This is a genomic window from Bradyrhizobium vignae, from assembly GCF_004114425.1.
GTDB classification, from domain to species: Bacteria; Pseudomonadota; Alphaproteobacteria; order Rhizobiales; family Xanthobacteraceae; genus Bradyrhizobium; species Bradyrhizobium vignae.
Window position 1 is genome coordinate 112,168 of record NZ_RDQF01000020.1, and the last position, 22,225, is coordinate 134,392.

The following is a 22,225-nucleotide window of genomic DNA, read 5'->3' on the forward strand; positions in this document are numbered from 1 at the left end:
GGCCTGCCGACCTTGCGAACAGCTTGATGCTTCGGCGCTGCCTCCAAACAGGGTTGACGGGGCCTTAACGGTTCAGAGCGAGGCGGCCTGGAAATGGCGTTGGCCGCCGCGGGCGCCGACGATCAGCGCCGCCGCCTCGCGCTGCGAGAACGTCTTAGAGCGCACATAGATGCGGTAATCCGCAGGTCCTTCGCTGGAGAGATAGATCACCTGGCCGCCATCGACCGGCTGCGCGGCAATCGAGACAAGGCGCGTCGACGGATTGGCCTGGCAGGAGTCCGGCTCGTCGCCGAGGCCGTCGTCGACCACGGCGAAATCCGCAGCGCCCGCATCGTCGGTGATCTGGACCCGCACCGTGGCCCGCGCAGGATCATCGGTGAAGGCGACATGCACGCCGGCGGTCCAGAACAGGGAGGTGAGCTCGACCGATGTTTCGCCCAGCGCGATGCAGGGATGCGAAACCGATCCGATCTCGGCGCGGGCGAACACCGCAGCCGCCAATACAGGAACAACCGAGGCCAGGACCTTGAAACGCAACATGACGCTCTACTCGCCGGGCCCTGGGGAGAACTCGTTGGGCCTTATGGTTTGCAGAGCGTAAAGGAAACTCGTTACCGCCGGGTTGACGCGCGCGGCGCTTACGCGATCTGCCGCACATCCTCCGCGAGTGCGCGGTAGGAGAGCGCTTCGGCGAGGTGCAGCCGGCCGATCTTGTCGGCATGGTCGAGGTCGGCCAGCGTGCGCGCCACCCGCAGCACGCGGTGATAGCCGCGCGCCGACAGGCGCATGGTCTCGGCGGCATCCCTCAACAGCTTCTGGCCCTGCGCGTCCGGCTTCGCGATCTCCTCCAGTACCGAGGCTGGCGCCTCGGCATTGGTGCGGACATGGGGCAAGCCTGCATCCGCATAGCGCGCGAGCTGGATGTCGCGCGCCGCCGCGACGCGCGCGGCGACCTCGGCAGAGCCCTCCGCGGGCGGTGGCAGGATCAGGTCGGCGGCGGTCACCGCCGGCACCTCGATGCGGAGATCGATGCGGTCCATCAGGGGACCGGAGATGCGTGCCTGGTAATCGCCGGTGCAGCGGTCGATGCGCCCCCGCTTGCAGGCATAGCCGGGCTCGAACGCATTGCCGCAGCGGCAGGGATTCATCGCCGCGACCAGCATGAAGCGGGCAGGGTAGGTGACGCGGTGATTGGCACGCGACACCGCGACCTCGCCGTTCTCCAGCGGCTGGCGCAGTGAATCCAGCACGCGCGGATCGAACTCCGGCAGCTCGTCGAGGAACAGCACGCCCTGATGCGCCAGCGAGATCTCGCCGGGCTTGGGCAGCGCGGTGAAGGAAAGTGACTTGAGGATCGGCATATGGTTCTCCGTTGTTGGATGAAACCCGCCCGATTTTAACATCGTGCATGACACTGTACATGCTTAGCGAATCGGACAGCGCATGCGTAGCTCTTCCCGACCACCAAGAGAGAGGAAGACCGGTCATGCAACTTCGAGAGAGTTGTAGACAGAGTCCTCTATACCGGGCCTCAATGCCTTTTGAAGACTATCCGCGATCGCAAGAGCTAATTGGTGTGCAAGGAGTGGCGGAACGGCGTTACCGATCTGGCGGAAGGCAGGGTTCATAGTGCCGGCGAAGACGAAGCCGTCCGGAAATGATTGCAGCCGCGCTGCTTCTCGAACGGTGATCACCCTCGCCTGGTCGCTGTCGTAGTGGATGTGCGTATAAGTGTCCTTCCCAATATGCGCCGTAAGTGTCCGGACAGGCCCGTTCGCCTTAAGCTTCCACCAACGATTAGGAAACTTGGCCGCGTCGTACGGGGGAACCATCGAATCGTGCAGCGACTTCCATCCCGCGCTCGAAGGAGAAAGTCCGCGGCGCCGCGCGGCAGCCTGAAACAATTGCAATGCTAGAAAACGACGAGCGGGACGATTCTGGCTCCGGATGTTCTTTTGCGTCGCGCGTCGCCCCCGCGCTGATCTCAAATCCAGTACTCACGTCTGTCTTCTCCATTTGGCCAAGCCTAGATGGCTCATCGTCCTTGCGAAGTCGCAATCGTCTTGTGGTCGCGAGCAAGCCGACCCAGCAGCCCTCGACATGGCGCCCGGCCTCGCGTTCCAGCCGCCGGCTCGACTGCACTCGGTTCAGATAGCCTGAAATGTAAAGCTTAAGGAGAACCGAGGGATGGTACGATGGCCGACCGGTCGCCGCCGGCTCCGCACCGGCAAAGCCCATCTCAGCCAAACTGAGCGCATCGACAAATACGTCGATCACGCAAACTTGGTTACTCGCCAATGAAGTCATCGAGGCATTAAGGCAACAGCGTCCGCTGCCCACGATCCGCCTCTTCAACGAAGCGCCAAATCAATTCCTCCAAAAAGAAGAACAGGGAATCATAACAGCCGCTCGCCGTTTCACACAGCGAGGGTCAATTGCTGCCGTGAGTGGGGACTATTCGATCACCTCATCGGCGCGGGCAAGAAATTGTGGAGGAAACTCGATCTCGAGCGTCTTCGCGGTTTTGAGATTTAGAAGGAGCTTGAATTTTTCTGGCTGCTGGACGGGTAAGTCGCCTGGTTTGGCGCCACGCAGTATCCGGTCCACGTACTCGGCGCCGTTCCGATAGACCTCATTGAAGTCGGGCCCATAGGACATGAGGCCGCCGCTATTTGCGTACCCGGCCGATTGAGAAACCAACGGCAGCTTCAAGCCCAACGCAATCTGGACCACCGCTTCTACGCGGCTCTGCATTACCGGATCATCAATAACTACGACGGCGGCCGCGTGCGTGCTGACCGCTTTGCGTAGAGCACCGTCAATTTCCGAAGCGCTATCAATACCGATGTCCTGAATTTCGATGCCCAACTGAACGCCTGCTGTGAAAATCTCGTCACGGACCAATACAGCACCCTTGCTCGGCTTGTTCCAAAGGACCGACAAAAGCTTGGTGCTGGGGAGTGCCTCCTTGATCAACGCCAGCCGCTTGCCGGCGATGTCAGGAGCGAAAACGCTCATTCCGGTTACGTTGGCATCGGGACGCGCCAAATTGGTGACAATGCGAGATTGCACCGGATCCGCTACCTGCAAAAACACGATAGGGATATTTGAAGTCGCTTGCTTGGCCGCAAGCGTGGGTTCGGTCGGCGCTGTCACGATCAATTCGACAGGAGTTTCCACAAGTTCACGAGCAAGGCGCGGCAAGGGCTCAGTACTTCCTTCGGAGAATCGCCACTCGATGCTCAGATTGCGACCCACTTCCCAGCCTTTTTGCTGCAGTCTCTCGAGAAACGCTCGAAACGGCGGAGTTGGATGGGTATGGGCTGATCCTTGTGAGAGCACACCAATCAGGCGCTGTTGCGCGCTCTGCTGCGCACGCGTCGTGATCGGCCAAATGGCCGCACCGCCCAAAATCCCCAGCAGATGGCGTCGTCTCATGTCCTTCATCCTAAGGCCTCATCGTACTGGAGAAGCCCTACTAAACGGTAGGGGCCTCGAAGGCGCTGGATATCCGCCTCCCGCGTGGCGTTCCTCGGATAAACGACCGTCCTGCCCCAAATGGCATCTTCTGTGTCTTGCGCTTCGTGCTTTGACGACATTACTCGAACACTTCGTTGGCCAGCGCCAGCACGCTTGGTGGAATGGTGAGATTCAAGACCTTGGCTGTCGCTAAATTCAAAACCAGCTCAATTTTGGTCGGCTGCTCGACTGGAATATCTGCCGGCTTGGTGCCCTTGAGTATCTTGTCGACATAGTCGCCAGCCCGGCGGAACAAGTCGGCCTCGTCTGCGCCGTAGGAAATGAACCCGTCTGCCTTGCAGAATGCCCTCGCACCCCACATCGTAGCTATTCCAGACTCCCGCGCCAGGCCGTTGATGCGGACCAGATTGGCAACGACGAAAGAGTCCTGGCAAACGTAGAGCGCCTTGGTCTTGTCCCTCATCGCTTCAATCGCTGGAGCAAGATCACCTGCGGATCTGATATCTAGGATATCAACTTCGAGTCCAAGCTGGCGCGCAGCCGCTTCAGCCGTAGCAGTCTCATGCGCTGCACTGAGGTATCCCCCATTTGCCAGCACTGCCAGCCGCGCAAGAGAAGGGATGATCTCACGAAGGAGCCCAACACGCTTGGAAACCATCTCATTTGACTGTAGCGACAATCCCGTAACATTTCCTCCAGGTCGTGACAGACTCGCAACAAAGCCGCTTGCCAAGGGATCCACGGCAACTGCAAATACGATCGGGATCTTCGAGGTCGTCTGCTTGAGCGCCGGAATAGCGCTTCCCGCGGTCAAGATAACGTCAACATTTGCCTGGGCGAACTCGGCCGCGATCTCCGCGTACCGATCACTTCTTCCCTCGGCCCACCTTATGACGATGGTCACCGTGCGGCCGTCGATCCAGCCCAACTCGCCGAGGCGCTGACGGAACGCGGACATCGAAGCCGCCCAGGATTTCTCGGCGCCAGCGCCCAAAACCCCAATGACGGGCAACTTGGCCTGCTCTGCATGCGCATCGAGGGCACGCGACAGTGCCGCGCCGACAAAGGCGATGAAATCGCGTCGCTTCATGGCAAGCCTCATTCCACTAACTCGTCTGCGGTCGCGAGCAACGTCGGCGGCACTTCCAGGCCGATTGTCTTGGCGGTCCTGAGGTTGATGACCAGTTCGAACTTGACCGGCTGCACGACCGGAAGCTCGGCGGGCTTGGCTCCTTTGAGGATCTTGCCGACATACAGGCCACCATTGCGATAGCCATCGGCAAAATCAGGACCATAGCTGATCAGGCCACCGCCGAGAATATATTCACGCTGCGGATAGATCGTGGGAATTGAATGTTGTGCAGCGAGCGCAACTAGCCGTCCGCTATGACTGTTGAAGAAGGGATCTGATGCGACCAGAATCGCGCCCGCGCCTTGCTGTTTGGCGCTGGCAAACGCGGCGGCAAGTTCATCTTCGTCGCTTGCGGAAAGCAGAATGGCTTTCAGTCCGAGACTGCTGCCAGTCTCCTGGATTTCTTCAATCTGGCCTTTAACGCCGGGATATTTCGGGTTGGTCAGTCCGGCAATCACCGACGCCTTGGGCACCAGTTCGTGCAGAAGCCCGAGCTTCTTCGCGTCGAGCGCTGAGGCGATCAGGCTAACGCCGGTCACGTTGGCGCCCGGACGGTTGAGGCTGGCAACGAGACCGGTCTGCACCGGATCAGCCGCACTAACAAAGACAATTGGAATCGTCGATGTGGCCGCCCTAGCCGCACGCGCCGGATCGGTTCCCCCCATCGCCATGATCACCGCCACCTGACGGTTGACCAGATCCGCCGCCAACGCCGATAATCGATCATAATGCCCTTCCGCCCAGCGATATTCGATCGCCACGTTCTGTCCCTCGACAAATCCTGCTTCGCCTAAGCCTGCGCGAAGCGCATCGAGAAATTGTTCGAGGTAGCTGCGCGACGCTCCGTGGAGAAACCCGACCACCGGCATTGCTGGCTGCTGCGCGCCGGTTGCAGACGACCATGCCAACATCCCACCACTGACAACACCGACGAAGTCGCGTCGCCTCATTTCGTTCCCCTATGCCTATCTTCTGATAGACTAACATCCCGCCGCATCATTCGATCACCTCGTCGGCACGAGCGAGAAGCGTCGGTAGCAGCGTAACGCCGAGTGCCCTGGCGGTCTTTATGTTGACGACGAGTTGGAACTTGGTTGGAAATTCAACCGGCAGGTCGGAGGGCTTGCCGCCCTTTACGATTTTGTGGACGAAGATCGCGGCCTTGCGATAGACCGACATGATATCGGCCGAATAGGACAAGAGGCCGCCGGCGCGCGTAAATTCATCGCTCGGTGCGAACAGCGGCAGGTGGCTCTTGAGCGCCGCCTCGGCGGCCGGCTGGCGCGGCAAGCTTGGCTGAACGATCAACGCTCCAGCGCCGCTCGTCACCATTTGTCCAAAAGCTGTTGCGAATTCGTCGCTGCCTCGCACCAGAACAGGCTTGATCTCGAACTGAAGTGCCCGCGCGGCCAACGCGATGCTTTCCAGGAATGGCTGGTGAAATGGATCGATGGCATTGCCGAGCACGGCAACCTTGCGCACCGTCGGCAATATCTCGCGGATAAAATTCAGATTCTTGCCGGCTACCTCGCCTGTCGCGGATGCCACGCCGGTGATGTTGCCGCCCGGGCGCGAAAAACTGGCGACAAAACCGGTCGCGATCGGATCGGCCGCGGGGCTCATGACGATCGGGATTTTGGTAGTGGCCTGCTTTGCTGCCGCAACGGATGGGGTTTGATAGCCAACAATCACATCCACGTTCAGGTCCACCAATTCGCGGGCAAGCGAAGGGAGACGCTCGGGGAAGCCACCCGCAGATCGAGACTCCAACGTCAGGTTCTGGCCTTCGAGATAGCCCAGCTTCTGCAGCTCTTCACGGAATGTACCCAGAAAGAATGCTGGATCGGGATTACCGAGCATCAGCACGCCGACGCGCGGTGACTTCGCTTGTTGCGCTCGTGCTGTCGGAGGCCAAGCAGCCGTAGCGCCCAAAAGCGCGATGAATTTCCGCCGCTTCATTCGATCACCTCGTCGGCGCGCGCGAGGAGCGTCGGCGGCAGTTCAATACCAAGCGCCTTGGCGGTCTTGAGATTGACGACCAAATCGAACTTTGTCGGCTGTTCGACCGGCAGGTCGCCGGGCTTCGCCCCCCGCAAGATCTTATTGACATAATCGGCCGCACGCCGCCACAGATCCGAGAAGCGCGGCGCATACGACATGAGGCCGCCAACCCGAATGTTCGCCTCATTGCCGAACATCGTCGGCAGTCGGGCGGCACGCGACAACGCCGCGATCTGGCTGCCGTTGCTGGTCGTCAATGGCTCCGCCAAGACATACAGCGCGCCAACATCGTCCTTGAGCGACGCAAATGCCAGGGCAATATCCTCAGGGCGCCGAATCTCCAACCTGTCAACTTCAAGACCAAGCGCGCTGGCCGCAGCTTTGACTCCGCCATCCTCCGGCAATGCGACGGGACTATCGACATTGATCATGAACGCCAACCTGCGGAGACCAGGGATAACCTCCCGCAACAGTTCGAGCCGCTTGCCAGCGAGTTCCGGCGACTGAATCGAAAGGCCCGTGGCGTTGCCGCCGGGCCGCGCCAGGCTCGCGACGAGACCGTTGACGACCGGATCTCCCGCCGTGGCAAAGACGATCGGTATATCCGTGGTCGACCGCTTGGCCGCCATCACCGCCGAGCCTCCCGACGTCACGATGATACTGACCTTCATTCGGACGAACTCTGCGGCAATCTCGGCATAGCGCTCGCTTTGGCCTTCCGCCCAACGCGCATGGATTGCGACGGTGCTTCCCTCAATCCATCCTACTTCGCGCAGCCGCTGCACGAACGCTTCGGTCCATTTGCCCTGCGACGATGAACTGTTGGCGCCGAGCAGGCCGATGATCGGCACCTGCTGCGCATGCGCGGCCAGAGGCCGGACAAGAGGCCAAGTGACCGACGCACCGCCAATCAAACCAATGAACTCGCGCCTCTTCATTCGATCACCTGGTCAGCACGGGCGAGCAGCGAGATCGGAACGTCGATACCCAGCGCTTTGGCGGTTCTGAGGTTCACGATCAACTCGACTTTGGTGCCCTGAATCACCGGCAGCTCGCCGGGCTTCTCGCCTTTCAATATCCGTCCCACATAACCGCCTGCGAGATAGTGTGTTTCGATGATGGTCCCGCTATAGCTCATTAACCCGCCGAGTGCGGTAAATTGCGGGTTCACGAAGATCGACGGCAGGGCGGCTTTCAGCGCCTGGTCCGCGATATCCTTGATACGGCTGTTGGCAAAAGGATCGGCCGCAATGACCAAGGCGCTAACGCGCATCTCCTTTGCTTTCACGAATGCCGCTTCGAGTTCGCGATCATTACTCGCCCGCAGAATGACAAGTTGAAGTCCGAGTTGAAGAGCGGTTGCCTGCAAGTCCTTAACCTGCCTTCCAACCACCTCGCCCGCAGCCGGATTCACCAGCACGGCAATCAGTTCGGCCGACGGCAGCAACTCATGAAGGATCGCGAGCCGCTTGGGACCGGTCTCAAACGTCAGGGCCGCAACGCCGGTAATATTGCCGCCGGGGTGCCTCAGGTTTGTCACGATACCGGCTTCGACCGGATCAGCACCTGTCTCAAAGACGATGGGGATCGTTGTGGTCGCCGCCTTGGCGGCAAGTGCGGCTGGCGCACTGCCCGGCGTGACAAGTACCGCGACGTTGCGCCCAACGAGTTCGTTCGCAAGTTGCGGCAATCGATCGATATTGCCCTCTGCCCACCGATATTCGACTGCAATATTGCGTCCGTCGTCGAAGCCGGCTTCGCTCAGTCCTTGATTGAAGGCCTTCAGCCGTGCCGCCCAAGCCATTGGTGATGCGCTGCCGAGATAGCCCACCACCAGCACCGGCTGTTGCGCCCGCGCCTTCGGCGGCCATGCAGCCGCCGTCGCCCCAAAAAGCGCGATGAACGCCCGCCGCCTCATTCGATCACCTCGTCGGCGCGCAGCAACACCGCCGGCGGGATCTCGAAGCCGAGCGACTTCGCGGTCTTCAGGTTGATGACGGTCTTGAGCGCCGTCGGTTGCTCGATCGGGATGTCGGCCGGATTTTCGCCCTTCAATATCTTGTTGACGAAAACAGCGCTGCGGCGAAACATGGCGGTGAAGTCCACACCGTAGCCCACCGGCACGGCGCCGCGGGTGGCTAGAACGGGTGCGCCAATCGACGGCACGCGGCATTTGTCGACAATCGCAGCAATCAGGGAAGCGTTGGTGACAAACGCATTGGCCTCCGTGATCGCGAGGCCGTCTATAGGAGTGGAGCTCACGGCTGACAACGCGCTTTCGATGTCGCCGGGGATGGCAACCTCGATCGGTCGCAGCTCTATCTTCATCGCCTGCGCTGCGGTTGTCATCGCGCTCATTGTACTTTCGTTCAGGGGGTTCCCTCGTTGCAAAAGCACCCCTGCGCGGGTCATCGAGGGCGCAAGGCTCGCAAGAATCTCCAAACGCTTGGCAGCCAGTTCTGTCACGAAGAAGGTTTGTCCCGTTATGTTGCCCCCGGGATGAGCCATGCTAGCTGCAAGGCCCAAGGTCACCAGATCGGGGCCCGTGATCATCACAGTGGGAATCTTTGCCGTCGCACGGTGAGCGGCAAGAATCCCCTGAAAGGTAGCTGTCACGAGAACGTCGACATCGAGGGCGACCAGTTCAGCCGCCAGCGCCGGCAGACGGTCGTTATCACCGCCGGCATCTCGATATTCGACATGAATGTTATCGCCCTCAACCCAACCGAGATCACGAAGTCCGGCGAGAAAGGCTTCTACCTCCAAATTTCGCGGCGGGACGAGGAAAAGGCCGATGCGGGCGATTCGCTTCGCTGGCTGCGCGCGTGCCGCCAAAGGCCACGCCAATGCCCCACCGGCCAGAGAAAGGAATTCGCGTCGCTTCATTGCCACTCTCCATTTCCGTCTTGCATCCACGTCAGCTTCGATTGTCGTGTCGGCCGCTAGTTTTTTCGGGCGCTTGTAAGGTTGCCCGCCCGCGGCAGCACAATCGTGAACTCGGTGAATTGTCCAGGCTGCGTATCCACCTCGATCCGTCCGCCGTGTTGTTTCACGATGATGTCGTGGCTCATCGATAGACCAAGTCCGGTGCCCTCCCCAGCCGGCTTGGTCGTGAAGAACGGATTGAACATTTTTTCCTTCACCTCCGGCGGAATGCCGGTGCCATTGTCGCGGATGCGTATCTCGATGTGGTTGCCTAGATTTCTGGTGCCAGCACTGAGCACAGGCTCGAAATTCGCATCGCCAATATCGGCCCGACGCTTGCTCGCGGCATAAAACCCGTTCGAGATCAGGTTGAGTAAAGCGCGGGTGATTTCCTGCGGGAACAGCTCGATCACGCCGGCGTCCGGATCGAGGTCGCGCTGCAACGTGATATTGAAATCCGGTTTCTCGGCGCGTGCGCCGTGATAGGCGAGATTGAGGCTCTCGTCCAACAGCGCGTTTATATCCACCATCCGCTGCTCGCCCGAACCTTCCCGGGAATGCTGCAGCATGTTCTTGAGGATTGAATCGGCGCGCTTGCCGTGCTGAACGACCTTTTCCAGGTTGCTCTTCAGCAGTTCGCGGATCTCATCCAGCTCCTTCCACCTGCCGGCCTCGTCGAGCGTCGGGTTCTCGAACACGTCGTTCATCTCTTCGATGAGCTCGGCCGACAACGCCGAGAAGTTATTGACGAAATTGAGCGGATTCTTGATCTCGTGCGCGATACCGGCGGTGAGCTGACCGAGCGAGGCCAGCTTCTCGGTCTGCACCAGGCGGTCCTGCGCGGTGCGAAGCTCGTCGAGCGAAGCGGCGAGCTCCTTAGTGCGCTGCTGCACCTCGTCGAACAGGCGGGCATTCTCGATCGCGATCACAGCCTGGTCGGCAAACGTTTCGATCAGTTTGATCTGTCGTGGCGTGAACGGTCCGGCGACAGGGCGGGCGAGATCGAGAACGCCGAGCACTTCGCCATCGCGAAGCAGCGGGACGCCGATGATCGACCGCCAGCCGCCAAGCTTGATCGACTGGGGAAGCCCGTATTCGGTATCCGCGCCGATGTCGGGGATGTGGACCGTACGGCGCTCGACCGCGGTACGTCCGGCGACCGTTGTGCGATCGAGACGATGCGGATGGGTCGACAGGTATTCGACAAATTCCGGCGTGCCGCCGTAACTCGCGCCGACATGGAGGAGATCCCCCTGCGACTGGAACAGAATGCAGATCGAGGCATCGCAGAGACCGGCGGCGGATTCGAGCAACGTCCGCAGCACTGTCTTCAGATCGAAGACCGACCGGCTAATCACCTGCAGAACCTCCGACGTCGCGGTCTGCTGTTGCAGCGACTCTTCGAGGTCGCGGGTCCGCTCCTGCACCTGTTTGAACAAGTTCACATTGGAAATGGCAATCACCGCTTGGTCGGCGAAGGTTTGCAGCAAGGTGACCTGCTTGTCGCTGAACGGATTCACTTCTGTACGGCGCAACAGGATTGTTCCGATGCTCTCGCCCTCGCGCAACAACGGCACACCCAACATGGTTCGAACGCCGATACGGCGAGCCGCCCGTTGTCCTTCCGGAAACTGGTTACCCTCCTCAGAAAGCATATCGTGGATATGCACTGGCGCCCGGTCTAGGAAGGTCCGCCCGGCGACGGTCGCACGATCGATCGGCCACTTCTCGACCGTGAACTCGAGCGGACCGTGCTGGGCGTTGAAGCGAAGATCGTTGCCGTCCCGCAAATAGACAATTGCATCCTTGGCTTCGCAAAGCTCGCAGGCGCTCTCGACAATGGCTTGGAGAACGGGCGCCACATCGGTCGGCGACGATGCGATGACCCTCAGGATGTTGCTGCTGCCGGTCTGATAGGTCAGCGCTTCCGTCAACTCGCGCGTTCGCGCCTGCACCTCGTCGAACAGGCGGACATTTTCGATCGCGATCAGGGCCTGATCGCAAAAGGACTCGGCCAGAGCGACCTCACGTTCGCCGAGGAAATTGCTGCGCTTGCCCGCCAGCACTAGCAGGCCGATGCACTCGCCCGCCCGCAATAGCGGCACGTAGAGCGACGATACGATACCGAAGGTCTCGTGGATCCAAAGCTCGAACTTGGGCAGGTCGATCAACGACCAGTCCGGCAGGTGCAGCGTTTTCTTGCCGATGATGGCGCGTGACGGGAAATTGCCATCGGGATCGATTTGCTCGGGAGGCCTGGTGACGGTAGTCAGTCCTTCCGGCGTGGCCCTCGCCACCTGCACGTAGCTGGCGCCGTCGCAGCGCAGGAAGAACCCGAGGTCACATCGCGTCAGCCGTACCGCGGTCTGGACGATGCTGTCGAACACCGGCTGGGCGTCGGTCGGCGATTGACTGATAACGCGCAGGATTTCCGACGTCGCGGTCTGGCGTTCCAGCGCCTGTTGGGTGTCGTTGAACAGTTGTGCATTCTGGATCGCGATCATTGCCTGGTCGGCGAAGCTTTGCAGCAGCGCCAGTTCATCAACGGTGAACGGCAGGAGCCTGTCACGGAAAACGATCAGGGCGCCGACGGCCTTGTCGTTGCGTCGCAATGGCGTGCCGCAAACGGTACGCGCGCCACCGGCCCGCGCATGGGGCAGACCGGGAAAGTCGGACATCGAGGGATCCAGGTGGTCGAGGTCCGGAATGTGGATCTGCCTGGACTCGGCCACCACCGTGCCGGGCAGGTTTCGGCCGCCGACCTTGATATTGGACCGCGGATAGGCCGAGCCGACGCGCTTGGCGATGGTTCCAACGCGGTACTCTTGCGTGAACTCGCGCCCTTCGGCGAGTTGAAGCGAGACGCTGGATGCCTTGAACAGACGCGCGGTCGTCTCGGTGATCAACTGCAACGGGCCCGCCGCATCCCCCGATGCGTTGGCGATCGCGCGCAGGATTTCGGCGCCGGCCTCCTCTCGCATTCGCGCAGCTTTCAACTGGCGTTTCAGCAGTGCGGTCTCGGGATGGAGGGATGGCTTGGCCTTGCGGGCATCGGTCTTGGTGAGAGGCTTTCCAGCCTTCTTCCGTGTCCCGGCATCGCTGGTCTGTTTCTTGCCGGACTTGGCACGAGCAGACTTGGCACCGGACTTTGCTCGAGACCTGGCATCGCTCGCCCTCATTCGATCACCTCGTCGGCCACCGTCAGCAGGCGGTCGGCCGCCGCTAAGCCGAGCGATTTCGCTGTCTTGAGGTTGAGCACAAGCACGAACTTGCTGGCTTGTTCAATGGGCAGGTCCGCCGGTTTTTCGCCACCGAGAATCTTGGCGGCGTAGATGCCGGCGCGGCGGAAGTCGTCGATCAGATCGGCCGAATAGGACATCAGAAGGCCCGCCCGGCCCCAGTCCGGATAGGTGCCAACCGTCGGCTTTCCCGGCGCCATGACCAAGGGCAAGACCCGGGGCATGTTGTTGTAGAGAAGCGGCTCGCCGGAGACGTAAAGAGCGCCAACGCCATCGCGGATGCTCGCCGAAACCGCGCCCTCTATCTCGTCGAGCCGCCCAAGCGGATGACGCACGACAACAAAGCCGAACTGACCGGCGACGCTTTGCAATGCGTTGAGCTCGGCTGTGGCAAGCAGTGAGGATGTACCGATGAAGCCGATCGCCTTCAGGTCAGGCACCAGCTCCTTGAACAAGTTCATGCGCTTTTGGGTCAGCGCCTCCTCGCCCCCAACCGCATTCATCACGTTGCCGGTCGCATGGCCGCCCGGATGGATATAGCTTTCCGCAAACCCTGCCTTGATGGGATCGGCGGCATAGGACGTGAAGACCAACGGCAACTCGGGCAGGACTTTGTGCGCGACCGGTGCCGCCGCGGCCGAAGCAATGATGACGCGGGGCTTGAGAGCAGCGAGTTCAAGGGCCAGCGCGGGCAATCGATCGAAAAAACCGTCGGCATAACGCAAAGCGAACGTAAAGTTCACGCCCTCGGTAAGGCCCGCCTCCCGCATGCCTTGGCGAATCGCCGCCAGTCGATTCTCGGCATTTTTTGCCGGCCCCGGCACCAGCACGGCAACAACGGGCAGATCTTTCTCGGCGCGCGCAGCAACAGGTACAGCTGCCGCGCCAGCTAAAATACCGAGAAGTTCGCGCCGCCGCAGGTCCCGGAGCTTCATTCGATCACCTGATCGGTCTGCACCAGGACGGTCGGAGGGATCGTCAACCCGAGCGCCCGCGCGGTCTTGAGATTGACGACCATTTCGAACTTGGTCGGCAACTGGATCGGCATCTCCGACGGCTTTTGACCCTTGATGATCTGGTCGGCATAGCCTGCGGCACGGCGCGAGAGGTCGACGATGTCGGCGCCATAACTAAATAAAGCGCCGGCTTGCGCAAACTCAGCCTGCTCGCCGACCACGGCTACCTGCATTTCAACTCCAATGCGGCAGATGTCCTTGATCGCCGCGGCGGTCATGTAGTCGCGAATAACGATCATGGCCGTACCACCGGCCTCGGCAAGCTTCCCGATCTGCTCCGTCACCTGCGATGGCGTCGGCGCCGTGAGGCCGGCACGAATCGGCTCGATGCCGAGCTTGCCGGTATCCGCCATGGTCTGCGCGCCCCACGCGCTGAAGGTCGGGTCGGTTGCGTTGTGCATCACGCCGAGCTTAATCAGGCCCGGCAAAATTTCCTTCAGCACCGCGATACGCTTGGCCGACATCTCCTCGCCGAACGCCGAGAAGCCGGTCACGGTGCCACCGGGCCGGGCGAGGCTCTGGAACAGTTCGGGGTCGCTCTGCACGGCCGGCAGCGCGATCGCGACGACCGGGAGTTTCGTCTTGCGCGCCGCGGCCCGCGCGGCGGCGGGGCCAGGTGCGAACAGCACGTCCACTTGCATCGCGACAAACTCGTCGATGATCGCGTGCCCGCGTTCGACATCTCCGTCGGCGTTGCGGATTTCGACGGTGATATTGCGCCCTTCGACATATCCGATTTCGGCCAGAGTCTTGCGGAACGGCTGCACAATCGTGACGTCGGCGGCGGCGCTGGCAAATCCGATAAAGCCGATGGTCGGCATGCGATGAGACCCATCCTGCTGCGCCAGTGCTGCAAGCGGCCAGCTCGCCGCGCCTCCCACCGCCAAACCAATAAACTCACGCCTTCGCACGGTCGCCCCCAAGGCTGGAATGTGGCAGTGTAACTGTTCAAACCCAACATCTGAAAGGTGCCCTTGACCGATCCGACAAAATCTTCTTGGGGTTGTGCTCCCCCTCCAAGAACCTCCGGGCCCGCAGCAATCTGCGCAAAGTTTTCCGTAAATCACCCCGCTGTCGCAGCCCGCTGGGTGATAACTTGACGCATTCAATCTCGCGAATTTACGCAGGCTTGGAGCTTCGCTTGCTCTTACTGGTTGCACCGCACCACGGCATCCCGGCGGCTAAGATCGGCGCCGGAAGGGGCAGAAACTGATATCGAGAGCACCGCAGTCGGCAACGCCCATGTCTCAGTTGGTCATCCACAGGGAGACAGCGCCAAGTCTTCTTGATAACTTGGCCGGGATGAGCATTTCCCTGCATTCGGACACGTCCCAAGGACGACCGCTGGCGGCGTCGTCTGCGGCGGATGCACCGGCCGTGCAGGCCGCCCCGGCGCCGAAGGTCCGGGCCCGTTTGTTTGCCAAATATGTCGCGCTGTTCGTGGCCGTGGTGAGCGTGGCGCTGCTTTCCAACGGGATTTTCGAGGTTTTCTTCTATTATCGCGAGCATAAGGCGTCCCTGATCCGGATTCAGCGCGAACAGGCCGAAGCCGCCGCCGCCAAGATCAGCCAGTTCATCAAAGAAATCGAGAGCCAGCTCGGCTGGACCACCCAATTGCCGTGGTCGGCCGGCTCGTTGCAGGACCGCCGTTTCGATGCGCTCCGGCTGCTGCGGCAGGTGCCGGCCATCACCGAGCTGTCCCAGATCGATTCGACCGGCAAGGAGCGGCTGCGGGTATCGCGGCTGGCTATGGACGTGGTCGATTCGGGTCTCGACCTTTCCAAGGACTCGAAATTCAGCGAGGCGGTCGCCAACAAGGTCTATTACGGTCCGGTCTATTTCCGCCGCGAGTCCGAGCCCTACATGACGCTGTCGCTAGCCGGGACCCGCAAGGACGCCGGCGTCAGCATCGCCGAGGTCAATCTGAAGCTGATCTGGGACGTGGTCTCGCAGATCAAGGTCGGCGAGCGTGGCCATGCCTATGTGGTCGGTTCGGGCGGCCGGCTGATCGCTCATCCCGACATCAGCCTCGTGCTGCGCAACACCGACATGTCCAAGCTAGTGCAGGTGCAGGCCGCGCGCGCCGGCAACGCCAACGACGCCAACGCGCTGCAAGGCTCTCTCAACATTCAGGGCCAGAAAGTGCTGACGGCTTCCGCACCGATCTCCCCGCTCGGCTGGACCATGTTCGTCGAACTGCCGGAAACGGAGGCTTATGCGTCGCTGTATCAGGCGTTGCAGCGCCTTTCGATCGTGCTGCTGGCGGCCTCGATCTTCGCCGTCCTCGCGGGAATCTTCCTCGCCCGGCGCATGGTCGGCCCGATCCGGGCGCTGAGCGCCGGCGCCGCGCGGCTCGGCGGCGGCGATTTCACCCAGCGCATCTCGATCAAGACGGGCGACGAGCTCGAAGGGCTTGCCAACCAGTTCAACGACATGGGTGCACGGCTGCAGGAGTCATATGCCGACCTCGAGAACAAGGTCGAGCAGCGTACAGCCGAACTGAGTGAATCGCTACAGCAGCAGACGGCGACCGCGGACGTACTCAAGGTGATCAGCCGCTCGACATTCGACTTGCAGACCGTGCTGGACACGCTCGTGGAGTCGGCGGGTCGTCTGTGCGAAGCGGACGAGGGGATCATTCTCCAGCCCAGGGATGGCGCCTATCGGCTGGCCGCCAGTTTCGGGCTCTCTCCCAAAAAACAGCAATTTCTCAGGGATTTTATCTTCAAGCCGGGAGGGACGACAGCGGTTGGACGCGCCTTGTCCGAAGGCAGGTCGATCATCCTCGTCGATGGTCAGTCGCCTCTGCCGGGAGATCCGAATCCGGCGCAGAGCAGGATCGCAATTCCCTTGTTGCGCGAGGGTGTGCCGATGGGCGTATTCGTGTTGACTCGCAGGGAAAGGCGAGCTTTTAGCGACAAGCAGATTGAGCTGGTCACCACCTTCGCCGACCAAGCAGTCATCGCCATCGAGAACCTCCGCCTCTTTGATGAAGTTCAGGCACGGACCAAGGAACTTGCGACTTCATTGGAAGAGCTGCGCACCGCACAGGATCGCCTAGTACAGACCGAAAAACTGGCCTCGCTCGGCCAGCTCACTGCCGGCATCGCCCACGAAATCAAGAACCCGCTCAACTTCGTCAACAATTTCTCGTCGTTGTCGGCCGAATTGATCGACGAACTCAACGACGTGCTGAGACCGGCGGCGCTGGACGCCAAGACCCGCGAAGAGATAGACGAGCTCACCCACATGCTGAAGGGCAACCTCGAAAAGGTCGTACAGCACGGCAAGCGGGCGGATTCGATCGTCAAGAACATGCTGCTGCATTCGCGCGAGGGCGCGGGCGAGCACCGGCCAGCCGACATCAACGCCATCGTCGAGGAAAGCCTCAACCTCGCCTATCACGGCGCGCGGGCTGAAAAGCCCGGCTTCAACATCACTCTGAAGCGCGACTTCGATCCGGCCGCGGGACAGGTCAGCTTGTATCCGCAAGAGATCACCCGCGTCTTCCTCAACCTGATCTCGAACGGGTTCTATGCCGCGGCCAAGCGCAAGGAGGCCGGCGACGAGGACTTTGAACCGATCCTGAGCGCGGCCACCAGGAGCCTGGGCAACAAGGTGGAAATCCGGATCCGCGATAACGGCACCGGGATTCCGCCCGAGGTGAAGGAGAAGATGTTCAATCCCTTCTTCACTACCAAGCCGGCGGGCGAAGGGACGGGTCTTGGATTGTCGATGAGCCACGACATCATCGTGAAGCAACACGCCGGTACGATTGACGTCGTGACCGAGCCCGGCGCTTTTACCGAATTCATCATTACGCTGCCCAGAACCGGGGCGGCACAGTCGATTACCGGAGGCAGGAATTGAGCGTTTACATACTCGTGGTGGATGACGAGCCCGATGTCGAAGCCTTGTTTCGTCAGCAGTTTCGCCGCGACCTGAAATCAGGCCGCTTCATGATGGAATTCGCCCCATCGGCGCCGGCGGCGCTTCAGCGTGCGGCGGATATCAAGGATCCTTCGCTGATCCTGATCCTCTCCGACATCAACATGCCAGGGATGACCGGGCTCGAAATGCTGCCGAAGGTGCGCGCCGAGCGCCCCGACGTTCCCGTGATCATGATTACGGCCTATGGCGATGCCGAAACGCGTCGTAAGGCGATCGAGAACGGGGCCGTCGGCCTTTTGACCAAACCGATCGATTTCGCGCTGCTACGTCTCGAGATCGATAACCGCCTCGGTCAGGCCGCATGACCGCGACCATCCTTGTCGTCGATGATGAGCCCGATCTCGAGGCGCTCGTGCTGCAGAAATTCCGGCGGAAAATCCGCGACGGCACGGTAGCGTTCGTATTCGCCCATGACGGTATCGAGGCGCTCGCTTCGATCGAGCAGCACCCCCATGTCGACATGGTCGTATCAGACATCAACATGCCCCGGATGGACGGGCTGTCGCTGCTCGCCAAGCTGCAGGAAGCCGAGGACAAGAAGTCGACCGTCATCGTCTCGGCCTATGGCGACATGAGCAACATCCGCACCGCCATGAACCGTGGCGCGTTCGATTTCCTGACCAAGCCGATCGATTTCGGCGATCTCGAAATGACGATCGACAAGACCATCCGCCACGTCGAGGCAATGCGGGAGGCCCGACGCCGCCAGCTTGAGGCCGAGCGCGCGCACGCCTCGCTGTCGCGGTATTTTTCGCCGCAGATTGCCAGCCGCCTCGCCGCGGTCGGCGACAGCGACGGCATGCAGGTACATTGGCGCGAGATCGCGACGATCTTCACCGACATCAGTAGCTTTACGTCCCTGGTGGAAACGGTAGCGCCCGATGTGCTCGGCGCACTGCTCAACGAATACGTGGGCGGCATGACCGACGTCGTATTTGCCCATGAGGGTACGGTCGCCAAGATCATCGGCGATGCGATTCAGGTGCTGTTCAACGCGCCTGGCGACCAGCCGGACTATGCCAGACGCGCCATTGCCTGCTCCCATGACCTCGACATCTGGGCCCAGGCGTTCCGCGACCGGTGGAAGGACAAAGGCGTCAGTTTCGGTGCGACGCGGATCGGCGTTCATGCCGGGCCGGCGCTGGTCGGCAATTTCGGCGGCAGCCGTTTCTTCGACTACACCGCATACGGCGACACCATCAACACGGCTGCGCGGCTCGAGGCCGCCAACAAGCATCTCGGCACCCGCATCTGCGTCAGCGCCGCGGCAGCCGACCGCGCCGGCAATTTTCAGGGGCGACCCGTCGGCGATATCCTGCTTCGCGGCCGCAGCGAACCGCTTCGCGCGTTCGAACCACTGCAAGACGTTCCGTTCAAGGCGACGGCCAACGCGCAATATGGGGAAGCGTTCGCCAAGCTCGAGGCTGGCGACGTCGGAGCAATGCCAGCTTTCGCGGCGCTGGTCGGCGCCCACGCCGACGACGCGCTGGCTGGATTTCACCTGAAGCGGTTGCTCAATGGTGCCAAAGGCGCCCGAATTCAATTAGACTAGGCCGCCGGCAGTCTAGCCACATGCCTGATTAGTTTTCATCCTCTGAAATCTCTTAGGAATGTTGGCCAAGTTGCCGGTTTGCGCCTCGGAGACTTTCTGGCCTTTTCGTAATCCAAATCCAGCGCCGGGAGACGCGTATTTTCCACAGAGACGGTCGTAGCACGCGATAGAAGGCACAGGCGTCAGTCTGCTTCCGCATCAAAGCTGCCATGCTCGCTATTCAAAACTTGATCACGCGCGCAAGAAACGCGGCTTGCACTTGCAAGCCCGCGCAGTTTTCATCGTCACATCGGCGGACTGAAGCGACTGAATTAATAAGGTCGTATGGCTACCGTTGAGAGCGTCCCCGATATCCGTTGCGGGTCAAAAACGTTCCTCGCGGCGCCGGCGCGCGACTTCCGGTCTGCCCCGAATATCGTTATCAACGAACCAGCCCGATTGGTCCGTTTAGGGCCAATGTCTGTGGTGAGCAGCTGCAACAAGCTGATAACTATTCGATCACCTCGTCCGCAAGCGCAAGCAAAGTTGGGGCTATGGCGAGCCCTAATGCTTTGGCGGCTTTAAGATTGACGATCAGATTGAATCGTGTCGGTTGCTCGACAGGAATTTCCGCTGGTTTCTCACCCTTCAAAATCTTGTCGGCAAGCTCCGCTGCGCGTCGATAAAGCTGTCGGGCATCGGGGCCGTACGAAAGAAAGCCGCCCATGTCGACAAAGTCGCGAACACTATAGATGGCTGGCATCCTAAGCGCAGCCGCAGCGTCAACGATCAGCTCACGTAAACCAATCAACACTGGAGTTTCCAGAACTACGAGGCCCCCGGCGCCCGCGTTGGCTGCTGCCGCGAGGCTGCTTTCAACGTCAGCTGCGCTTCTAATGTCACAAAGTGCAAGCTGCTGGCCTTTCGCCTTGGCAGCCTCCCGTAGCCGCGGCAGGGCGGCGATCGTGAATGGTGCAGCTGGCTCCTCAAGCACCGCTACGGTGCTGATGTTCGGAACGAACTGGCTCAGCAATTCTAATCTTTTGCCGCCGAGCTCGGCGGCTTGCCCTGCCAGTCCTGTAAGGTTAGCGCCAGGGCGGCTTAAACTTTGGACCACATTAGATCCAATTGGATCCCCGACATTGCTGAACACGACGGGAATAGTTGAAGTGGCAGCTTGGGCTGCTTTGGCAGTCGCCGTTCCAAAACCGGTAATTATCACATCCGGATCGGCCTTGATCAGCTCGGATGCCTGAGTGCCGAGCGTTTCGAGTATTCCGTTGGCGGAGCGAATGTCGAAAATGAGGTTTTTGCCTTCGGCGTATCCAAGTTGTTTAAGTCGTTCCTTTACGAAGATTGCATCGTCTGCACCCGCCAAAGCCAAGTAACCGACGCGGAACGTTCGCGACGCCTGCTGCGCCGTCGCTGCGAGCGGCCACGCCGCCGCAGCGCCCCCCAAAACACCTAGAAACTCGCGCCGCCGCATGTCCGACCCCAAGCTCAATGGGTGATATCTTAGCGAACCAATCAAGCATCCCGAAAGCGTCAATTTGGCTCGCGCTCGCGCGGGCGTCCATGTCCGAGTTGGGTCAACACCGGAAGTCTGGCAAACTATTCAATCACTTCGTCGGCTAGGGCGAGCATGGTCGGCGGAATCTGCAGGCCCATGCTGCCGGCTGTTTTAAGATTTAAAAAAAAGGGATACCGGGTAGGCTGCTCGAAGGGCAAATCGGCCGGCTTTGCACCTTCGAAGACTCGGGCAACCAGGGCAGCTGTACGTTCGAATGATTCTGTCAGATCTGGCCCGTATGACATCAGGCCGCCATCACGAACAATGAAGTCGTATTCATAAATAGCCGGCAATTTCATGGCGATCGCGAACTCAAAGACACGCTTGCGGTTCAGATTGGTCAACGCGTCGGCGACCATTAATATCGCATCCGGCATATCGCTGTTCATGAGCTCGAACGCATCCTTGAAATCATCCCGTTCGCGGACACCCACAGGCTGCACTGAAATTCCAAGCGACAGCGCAACTTTGGCAGAGGCCCCGTAGCGCAGCGTCATGCCAAGATCGTCCTTGTTCCAGAGCATCGCTACTTTTCGGAGATTTGGCGACAGTTCCTTTAACAAGGATAGGCGCTTGGTCGTGAGTGCCGAGGCCACGTCGGAGATACCGGTAATATTGCCGCCAGGATGAGCCAGACTATCGATCAATCTCGTTTCGACCGGATCACCGAGACCCAGCGCGCCGATTATCGGGACGCCTAACGACTTCGCAGCCAGTGCCGAGGGGAAACCAACAACAACGATTGCATCGACGCCACTGGCTTTCAATTCTCGTAGTAATTCGGGAATTCTAGTGTTGTCGCCCATCGAACTACGCGCGAGGTAGGTCAGGTTTTGTCCTACGACATAACCGCGTTGGGCCAGTCCTCTCAGCAGGATCTTTCCAAGACCACTGGTATCGGTCATCGGCGCTACTGGATGAAGTGTAGCGAAACAGTAATTCCTACCAGACGTCTGCGCGCGAGCGGATCGCGAATATATCAGTGCTGCGGAGCCGAGCGTTGCCAAAAACTTGCGACGTTCCATGTAAGAACCCTTCGAGTCATCTTAGCTGGCGCAAGATGGCGCGCGTTGCTTTGGAGCGGCAGGGTATCCCATGTATGTTATAGAGCAAAATCCGGTTGTCGACTGCGCCCGCGCCGCCATCGGCCGCGCTGCCGTGCCACCAAGAGCTCCCAGAACGTCGCGCAGCCGCAAACCGCCCCAAGCTCTTTGCGGGGACAGCTACCGAATTACCGACGACTTGATCCGCTCTAGGGTCTGTACTCAATAGGGATTCCCGCTGAGGCGGAGTTGTGATTCAAGACCTCCGAGTCGAAGGGGGGCTTGATGGGGCAAAAGCTATATTGGCTGAGTGAGGCGGAGTGGAAGCGGATTGAAC

Annotated in this window: 17 protein-coding genes and 2 pseudogenes; 3 read left to right on the top strand and 16 right to left on the bottom strand. The window is 60.4% G+C overall.

Translation table 11 applies throughout. The features are described 5' to 3' along the window. Positions 1-72: 72 nt before the first annotated feature. The 14 genes and pseudogenes from EAV90_RS19170 to EAV90_RS19235 all read right to left on the bottom strand — a co-directional run bounded on the left by EAV90_RS19170 (position 73) and on the right by EAV90_RS19235 (position 14,860). Complete coding sequence (locus tag EAV90_RS19170) at positions 73-540, bottom strand: hypothetical protein (protein WP_129144360.1); 468 nt, start codon at positions 538-540, stop codon at positions 73-75. A 98-nt stretch (positions 541-638) separates the two neighbouring features. Next, positions 639-1,322: pseudogene (locus EAV90_RS19175) on the bottom strand (ATP-binding protein); the annotation flags it as partial. 162 nt (positions 1,323-1,484) lie between these two features. Then, on the bottom strand, positions 1,485-1,832 hold the full coding sequence (locus EAV90_RS19180; protein WP_129144361.1) for a DNA cytosine methyltransferase: 348 nt from the start codon (positions 1,830-1,832) through the stop codon (positions 1,485-1,487). Between the two features lie 250 nt (positions 1,833-2,082). Next, a pseudogene (locus EAV90_RS40665) lies at positions 2,083-2,368 on the bottom strand (transposase); the annotation flags it as partial. A gap of 86 nt (positions 2,369-2,454) precedes the next feature. Continuing rightward, a complete protein-coding gene (locus EAV90_RS19190; RefSeq protein WP_122404616.1) occupies positions 2,455-3,447 on the bottom strand; it encodes an ABC transporter substrate-binding protein in 993 nt (330 codons plus the stop codon). A 151-nt stretch (positions 3,448-3,598) separates the two neighbouring features. Next, positions 3,599-4,570, bottom strand: a complete 972-nt coding sequence (locus tag EAV90_RS19195) for an ABC transporter substrate-binding protein (RefSeq protein ID WP_160118863.1) — start codon at positions 4,568-4,570, stop codon at positions 3,599-3,601. A gap of 8 nt (positions 4,571-4,578) precedes the next feature. After that, positions 4,579-5,562, bottom strand: coding sequence for an ABC transporter substrate-binding protein (locus tag EAV90_RS19200; protein WP_122404618.1), 984 nt, complete (start codon positions 5,560-5,562; stop codon positions 4,579-4,581). A 46-nt stretch (positions 5,563-5,608) separates the two neighbouring features. Continuing rightward, the gene (locus EAV90_RS19205) at positions 5,609-6,571 is read right to left on the bottom strand and encodes an ABC transporter substrate-binding protein (RefSeq protein ID WP_129144362.1); all 963 of its coding nucleotides are present in this window, start codon (positions 6,569-6,571) and stop codon (positions 5,609-5,611) included. Next, on the bottom strand, positions 6,568-7,551 hold the full coding sequence (locus tag EAV90_RS19210) for an ABC transporter substrate-binding protein (protein WP_122404620.1): 984 nt from the start codon (positions 7,549-7,551) through the stop codon (positions 6,568-6,570). The genes EAV90_RS19205 and EAV90_RS19210 overlap by 4 nt, the downstream gene beginning before the upstream one ends. Further along, complete coding sequence (locus EAV90_RS19215; protein ID WP_129144363.1) at positions 7,548-8,531, bottom strand: ABC transporter substrate-binding protein; 984 nt, start codon at positions 8,529-8,531, stop codon at positions 7,548-7,550. The genes EAV90_RS19210 and EAV90_RS19215 overlap by 4 nt, the downstream gene beginning before the upstream one ends. After that, positions 8,528-9,499, bottom strand: coding sequence for an ABC transporter substrate-binding protein (locus tag EAV90_RS19220; protein WP_122404621.1), 972 nt, complete (start codon positions 9,497-9,499; stop codon positions 8,528-8,530). The genes EAV90_RS19215 and EAV90_RS19220 overlap by 4 nt, the downstream gene beginning before the upstream one ends. A 56-nt stretch (positions 9,500-9,555) precedes the next feature. After that, positions 9,556-12,519, bottom strand: coding sequence for a GAF domain-containing protein (locus EAV90_RS19225; RefSeq protein ID WP_129144370.1), 2,964 nt, complete (start codon positions 12,517-12,519; stop codon positions 9,556-9,558). Positions 12,520-12,713: 194 nt separating this feature from the next. Continuing rightward, a complete protein-coding gene (locus EAV90_RS19230) occupies positions 12,714-13,712 on the bottom strand; it encodes an ABC transporter substrate-binding protein (RefSeq protein ID WP_122404622.1) in 999 nt (332 codons plus the stop codon). Further along, a complete protein-coding gene (locus EAV90_RS19235) occupies positions 13,709-14,860 on the bottom strand; it encodes an ABC transporter substrate-binding protein (RefSeq protein ID WP_129144364.1) in 1,152 nt (383 codons plus the stop codon). Before EAV90_RS19235 ends, EAV90_RS19230 begins: the two co-directional genes overlap by 4 nt. 235 nt (positions 14,861-15,095) lie before the next feature. Here EAV90_RS19235 and EAV90_RS19240 point away from each other — a divergent pair, with 235 nt between their 5' ends. The 3 genes from EAV90_RS19240 to EAV90_RS19250 are packed head-to-tail and all read left to right on the top strand — an operon-like array spanning position 15,096 to position 19,296. Continuing rightward, positions 15,096-17,663 carry a sensor histidine kinase gene (locus tag EAV90_RS19240; RefSeq protein ID WP_122404624.1) on the top strand — a complete coding sequence of 856 codons (2,568 nt, stop codon included), beginning with the start codon at positions 15,096-15,098 and terminating at the stop codon, positions 17,661-17,663. Further along, positions 17,660-18,049 (top strand): response regulator, encoded by a 390-nt coding sequence (locus EAV90_RS19245; protein WP_122404625.1) that lies wholly within the window; start codon positions 17,660-17,662, stop codon positions 18,047-18,049. The genes EAV90_RS19240 and EAV90_RS19245 overlap by 4 nt, the downstream gene beginning before the upstream one ends. Continuing rightward, positions 18,046-19,296 carry an adenylate/guanylate cyclase domain-containing protein gene (locus EAV90_RS19250; RefSeq protein WP_122404626.1) on the top strand — a complete coding sequence of 417 codons (1,251 nt, stop codon included), beginning with the start codon at positions 18,046-18,048 and terminating at the stop codon, positions 19,294-19,296. The genes EAV90_RS19245 and EAV90_RS19250 overlap by 4 nt, the downstream gene beginning before the upstream one ends. A 490-nt stretch (positions 19,297-19,786) precedes the next feature. Here EAV90_RS19250 and EAV90_RS19255 read toward each other — a convergent pair whose 3' ends face one another. Both EAV90_RS19255 and EAV90_RS19260 read right to left on the bottom strand, forming a co-directional pair. After that, entirely contained in the window at positions 19,787-20,761 is a 975-nt protein-coding gene (locus tag EAV90_RS19255; protein WP_129144365.1) for an ABC transporter substrate-binding protein, read from the bottom strand. Between the two features lie 125 nt (positions 20,762-20,886). Beyond that, positions 20,887-21,750 carry an ABC transporter substrate-binding protein gene (locus EAV90_RS19260; protein ID WP_160118864.1) on the bottom strand — a complete coding sequence of 288 codons (864 nt, stop codon included), beginning with the start codon at positions 21,748-21,750 and terminating at the stop codon, positions 20,887-20,889. Between the last annotated feature and the right edge of the window lie 475 nt (positions 21,751-22,225).

Excerpts from the sequence above, each read along its gene's own strand:
- EAV90_RS19170 (WP_129144360.1), bottom strand. The coding sequence starts at position 540 with ATGTTGCGTTTCAAGGTCCTGGCCTCGGTTGTTCCTGTATTGGCGGCT.
- EAV90_RS19180 (WP_129144361.1), bottom strand. The coding sequence starts at position 1,832 with ATGGTTCCCCCGTACGACGCGGCCAAGTTTCCTAATCGTTGGTGGAAG.
- EAV90_RS19190 (WP_122404616.1), bottom strand. The coding sequence starts at position 3,447 with ATGAAGGACATGAGACGACGCCATCTGCTGGGGATTTTGGGCGGTGCG.
- EAV90_RS19195 (WP_160118863.1), bottom strand. The coding sequence starts at position 4,570 with ATGAAGCGACGCGATTTCATCGCCTTTGTCGGCGCGGCACTGTCGCGT.
- EAV90_RS19200 (WP_122404618.1), bottom strand. The coding sequence starts at position 5,562 with ATGAGGCGACGCGACTTCGTCGGTGTTGTCAGTGGTGGGATGTTGGCA.
- EAV90_RS19205 (WP_129144362.1), bottom strand. The coding sequence starts at position 6,571 with ATGAAGCGGCGGAAATTCATCGCGCTTTTGGGCGCTACGGCTGCTTGG.
- EAV90_RS19210 (WP_122404620.1), bottom strand. The coding sequence starts at position 7,551 with ATGAAGAGGCGCGAGTTCATTGGTTTGATTGGCGGTGCGTCGGTCACT.
- EAV90_RS19215 (WP_129144363.1), bottom strand. The coding sequence starts at position 8,531 with ATGAGGCGGCGGGCGTTCATCGCGCTTTTTGGGGCGACGGCGGCTGCA.
- EAV90_RS19220 (WP_122404621.1), bottom strand. The coding sequence starts at position 9,499 with ATGAAGCGACGCGAATTCCTTTCTCTGGCCGGTGGGGCATTGGCGTGG.
- EAV90_RS19225 (WP_129144370.1), bottom strand. The coding sequence starts at position 12,519 with ATGCGAGAGGAGGCCGGCGCCGAAATCCTGCGCGCGATCGCCAACGCA.
- EAV90_RS19230 (WP_122404622.1), bottom strand. The coding sequence starts at position 13,712 with ATGAAGCTCCGGGACCTGCGGCGGCGCGAACTTCTCGGTATTTTAGCT.
- EAV90_RS19240 (WP_122404624.1), top strand. The coding sequence starts at position 15,096 with ATGAGCATTTCCCTGCATTCGGACACGTCCCAAGGACGACCGCTGGCG.
- EAV90_RS19250 (WP_122404626.1), top strand. The coding sequence starts at position 18,046 with ATGACCGCGACCATCCTTGTCGTCGATGATGAGCCCGATCTCGAGGCG.
- EAV90_RS19255 (WP_129144365.1), bottom strand. The coding sequence starts at position 20,761 with ATGCGGCGGCGCGAGTTTCTAGGTGTTTTGGGGGGCGCTGCGGCGGCG.
- EAV90_RS19260 (WP_160118864.1), bottom strand. The coding sequence starts at position 21,750 with ATGACCGATACCAGTGGTCTTGGAAAGATCCTGCTGAGAGGACTGGCC.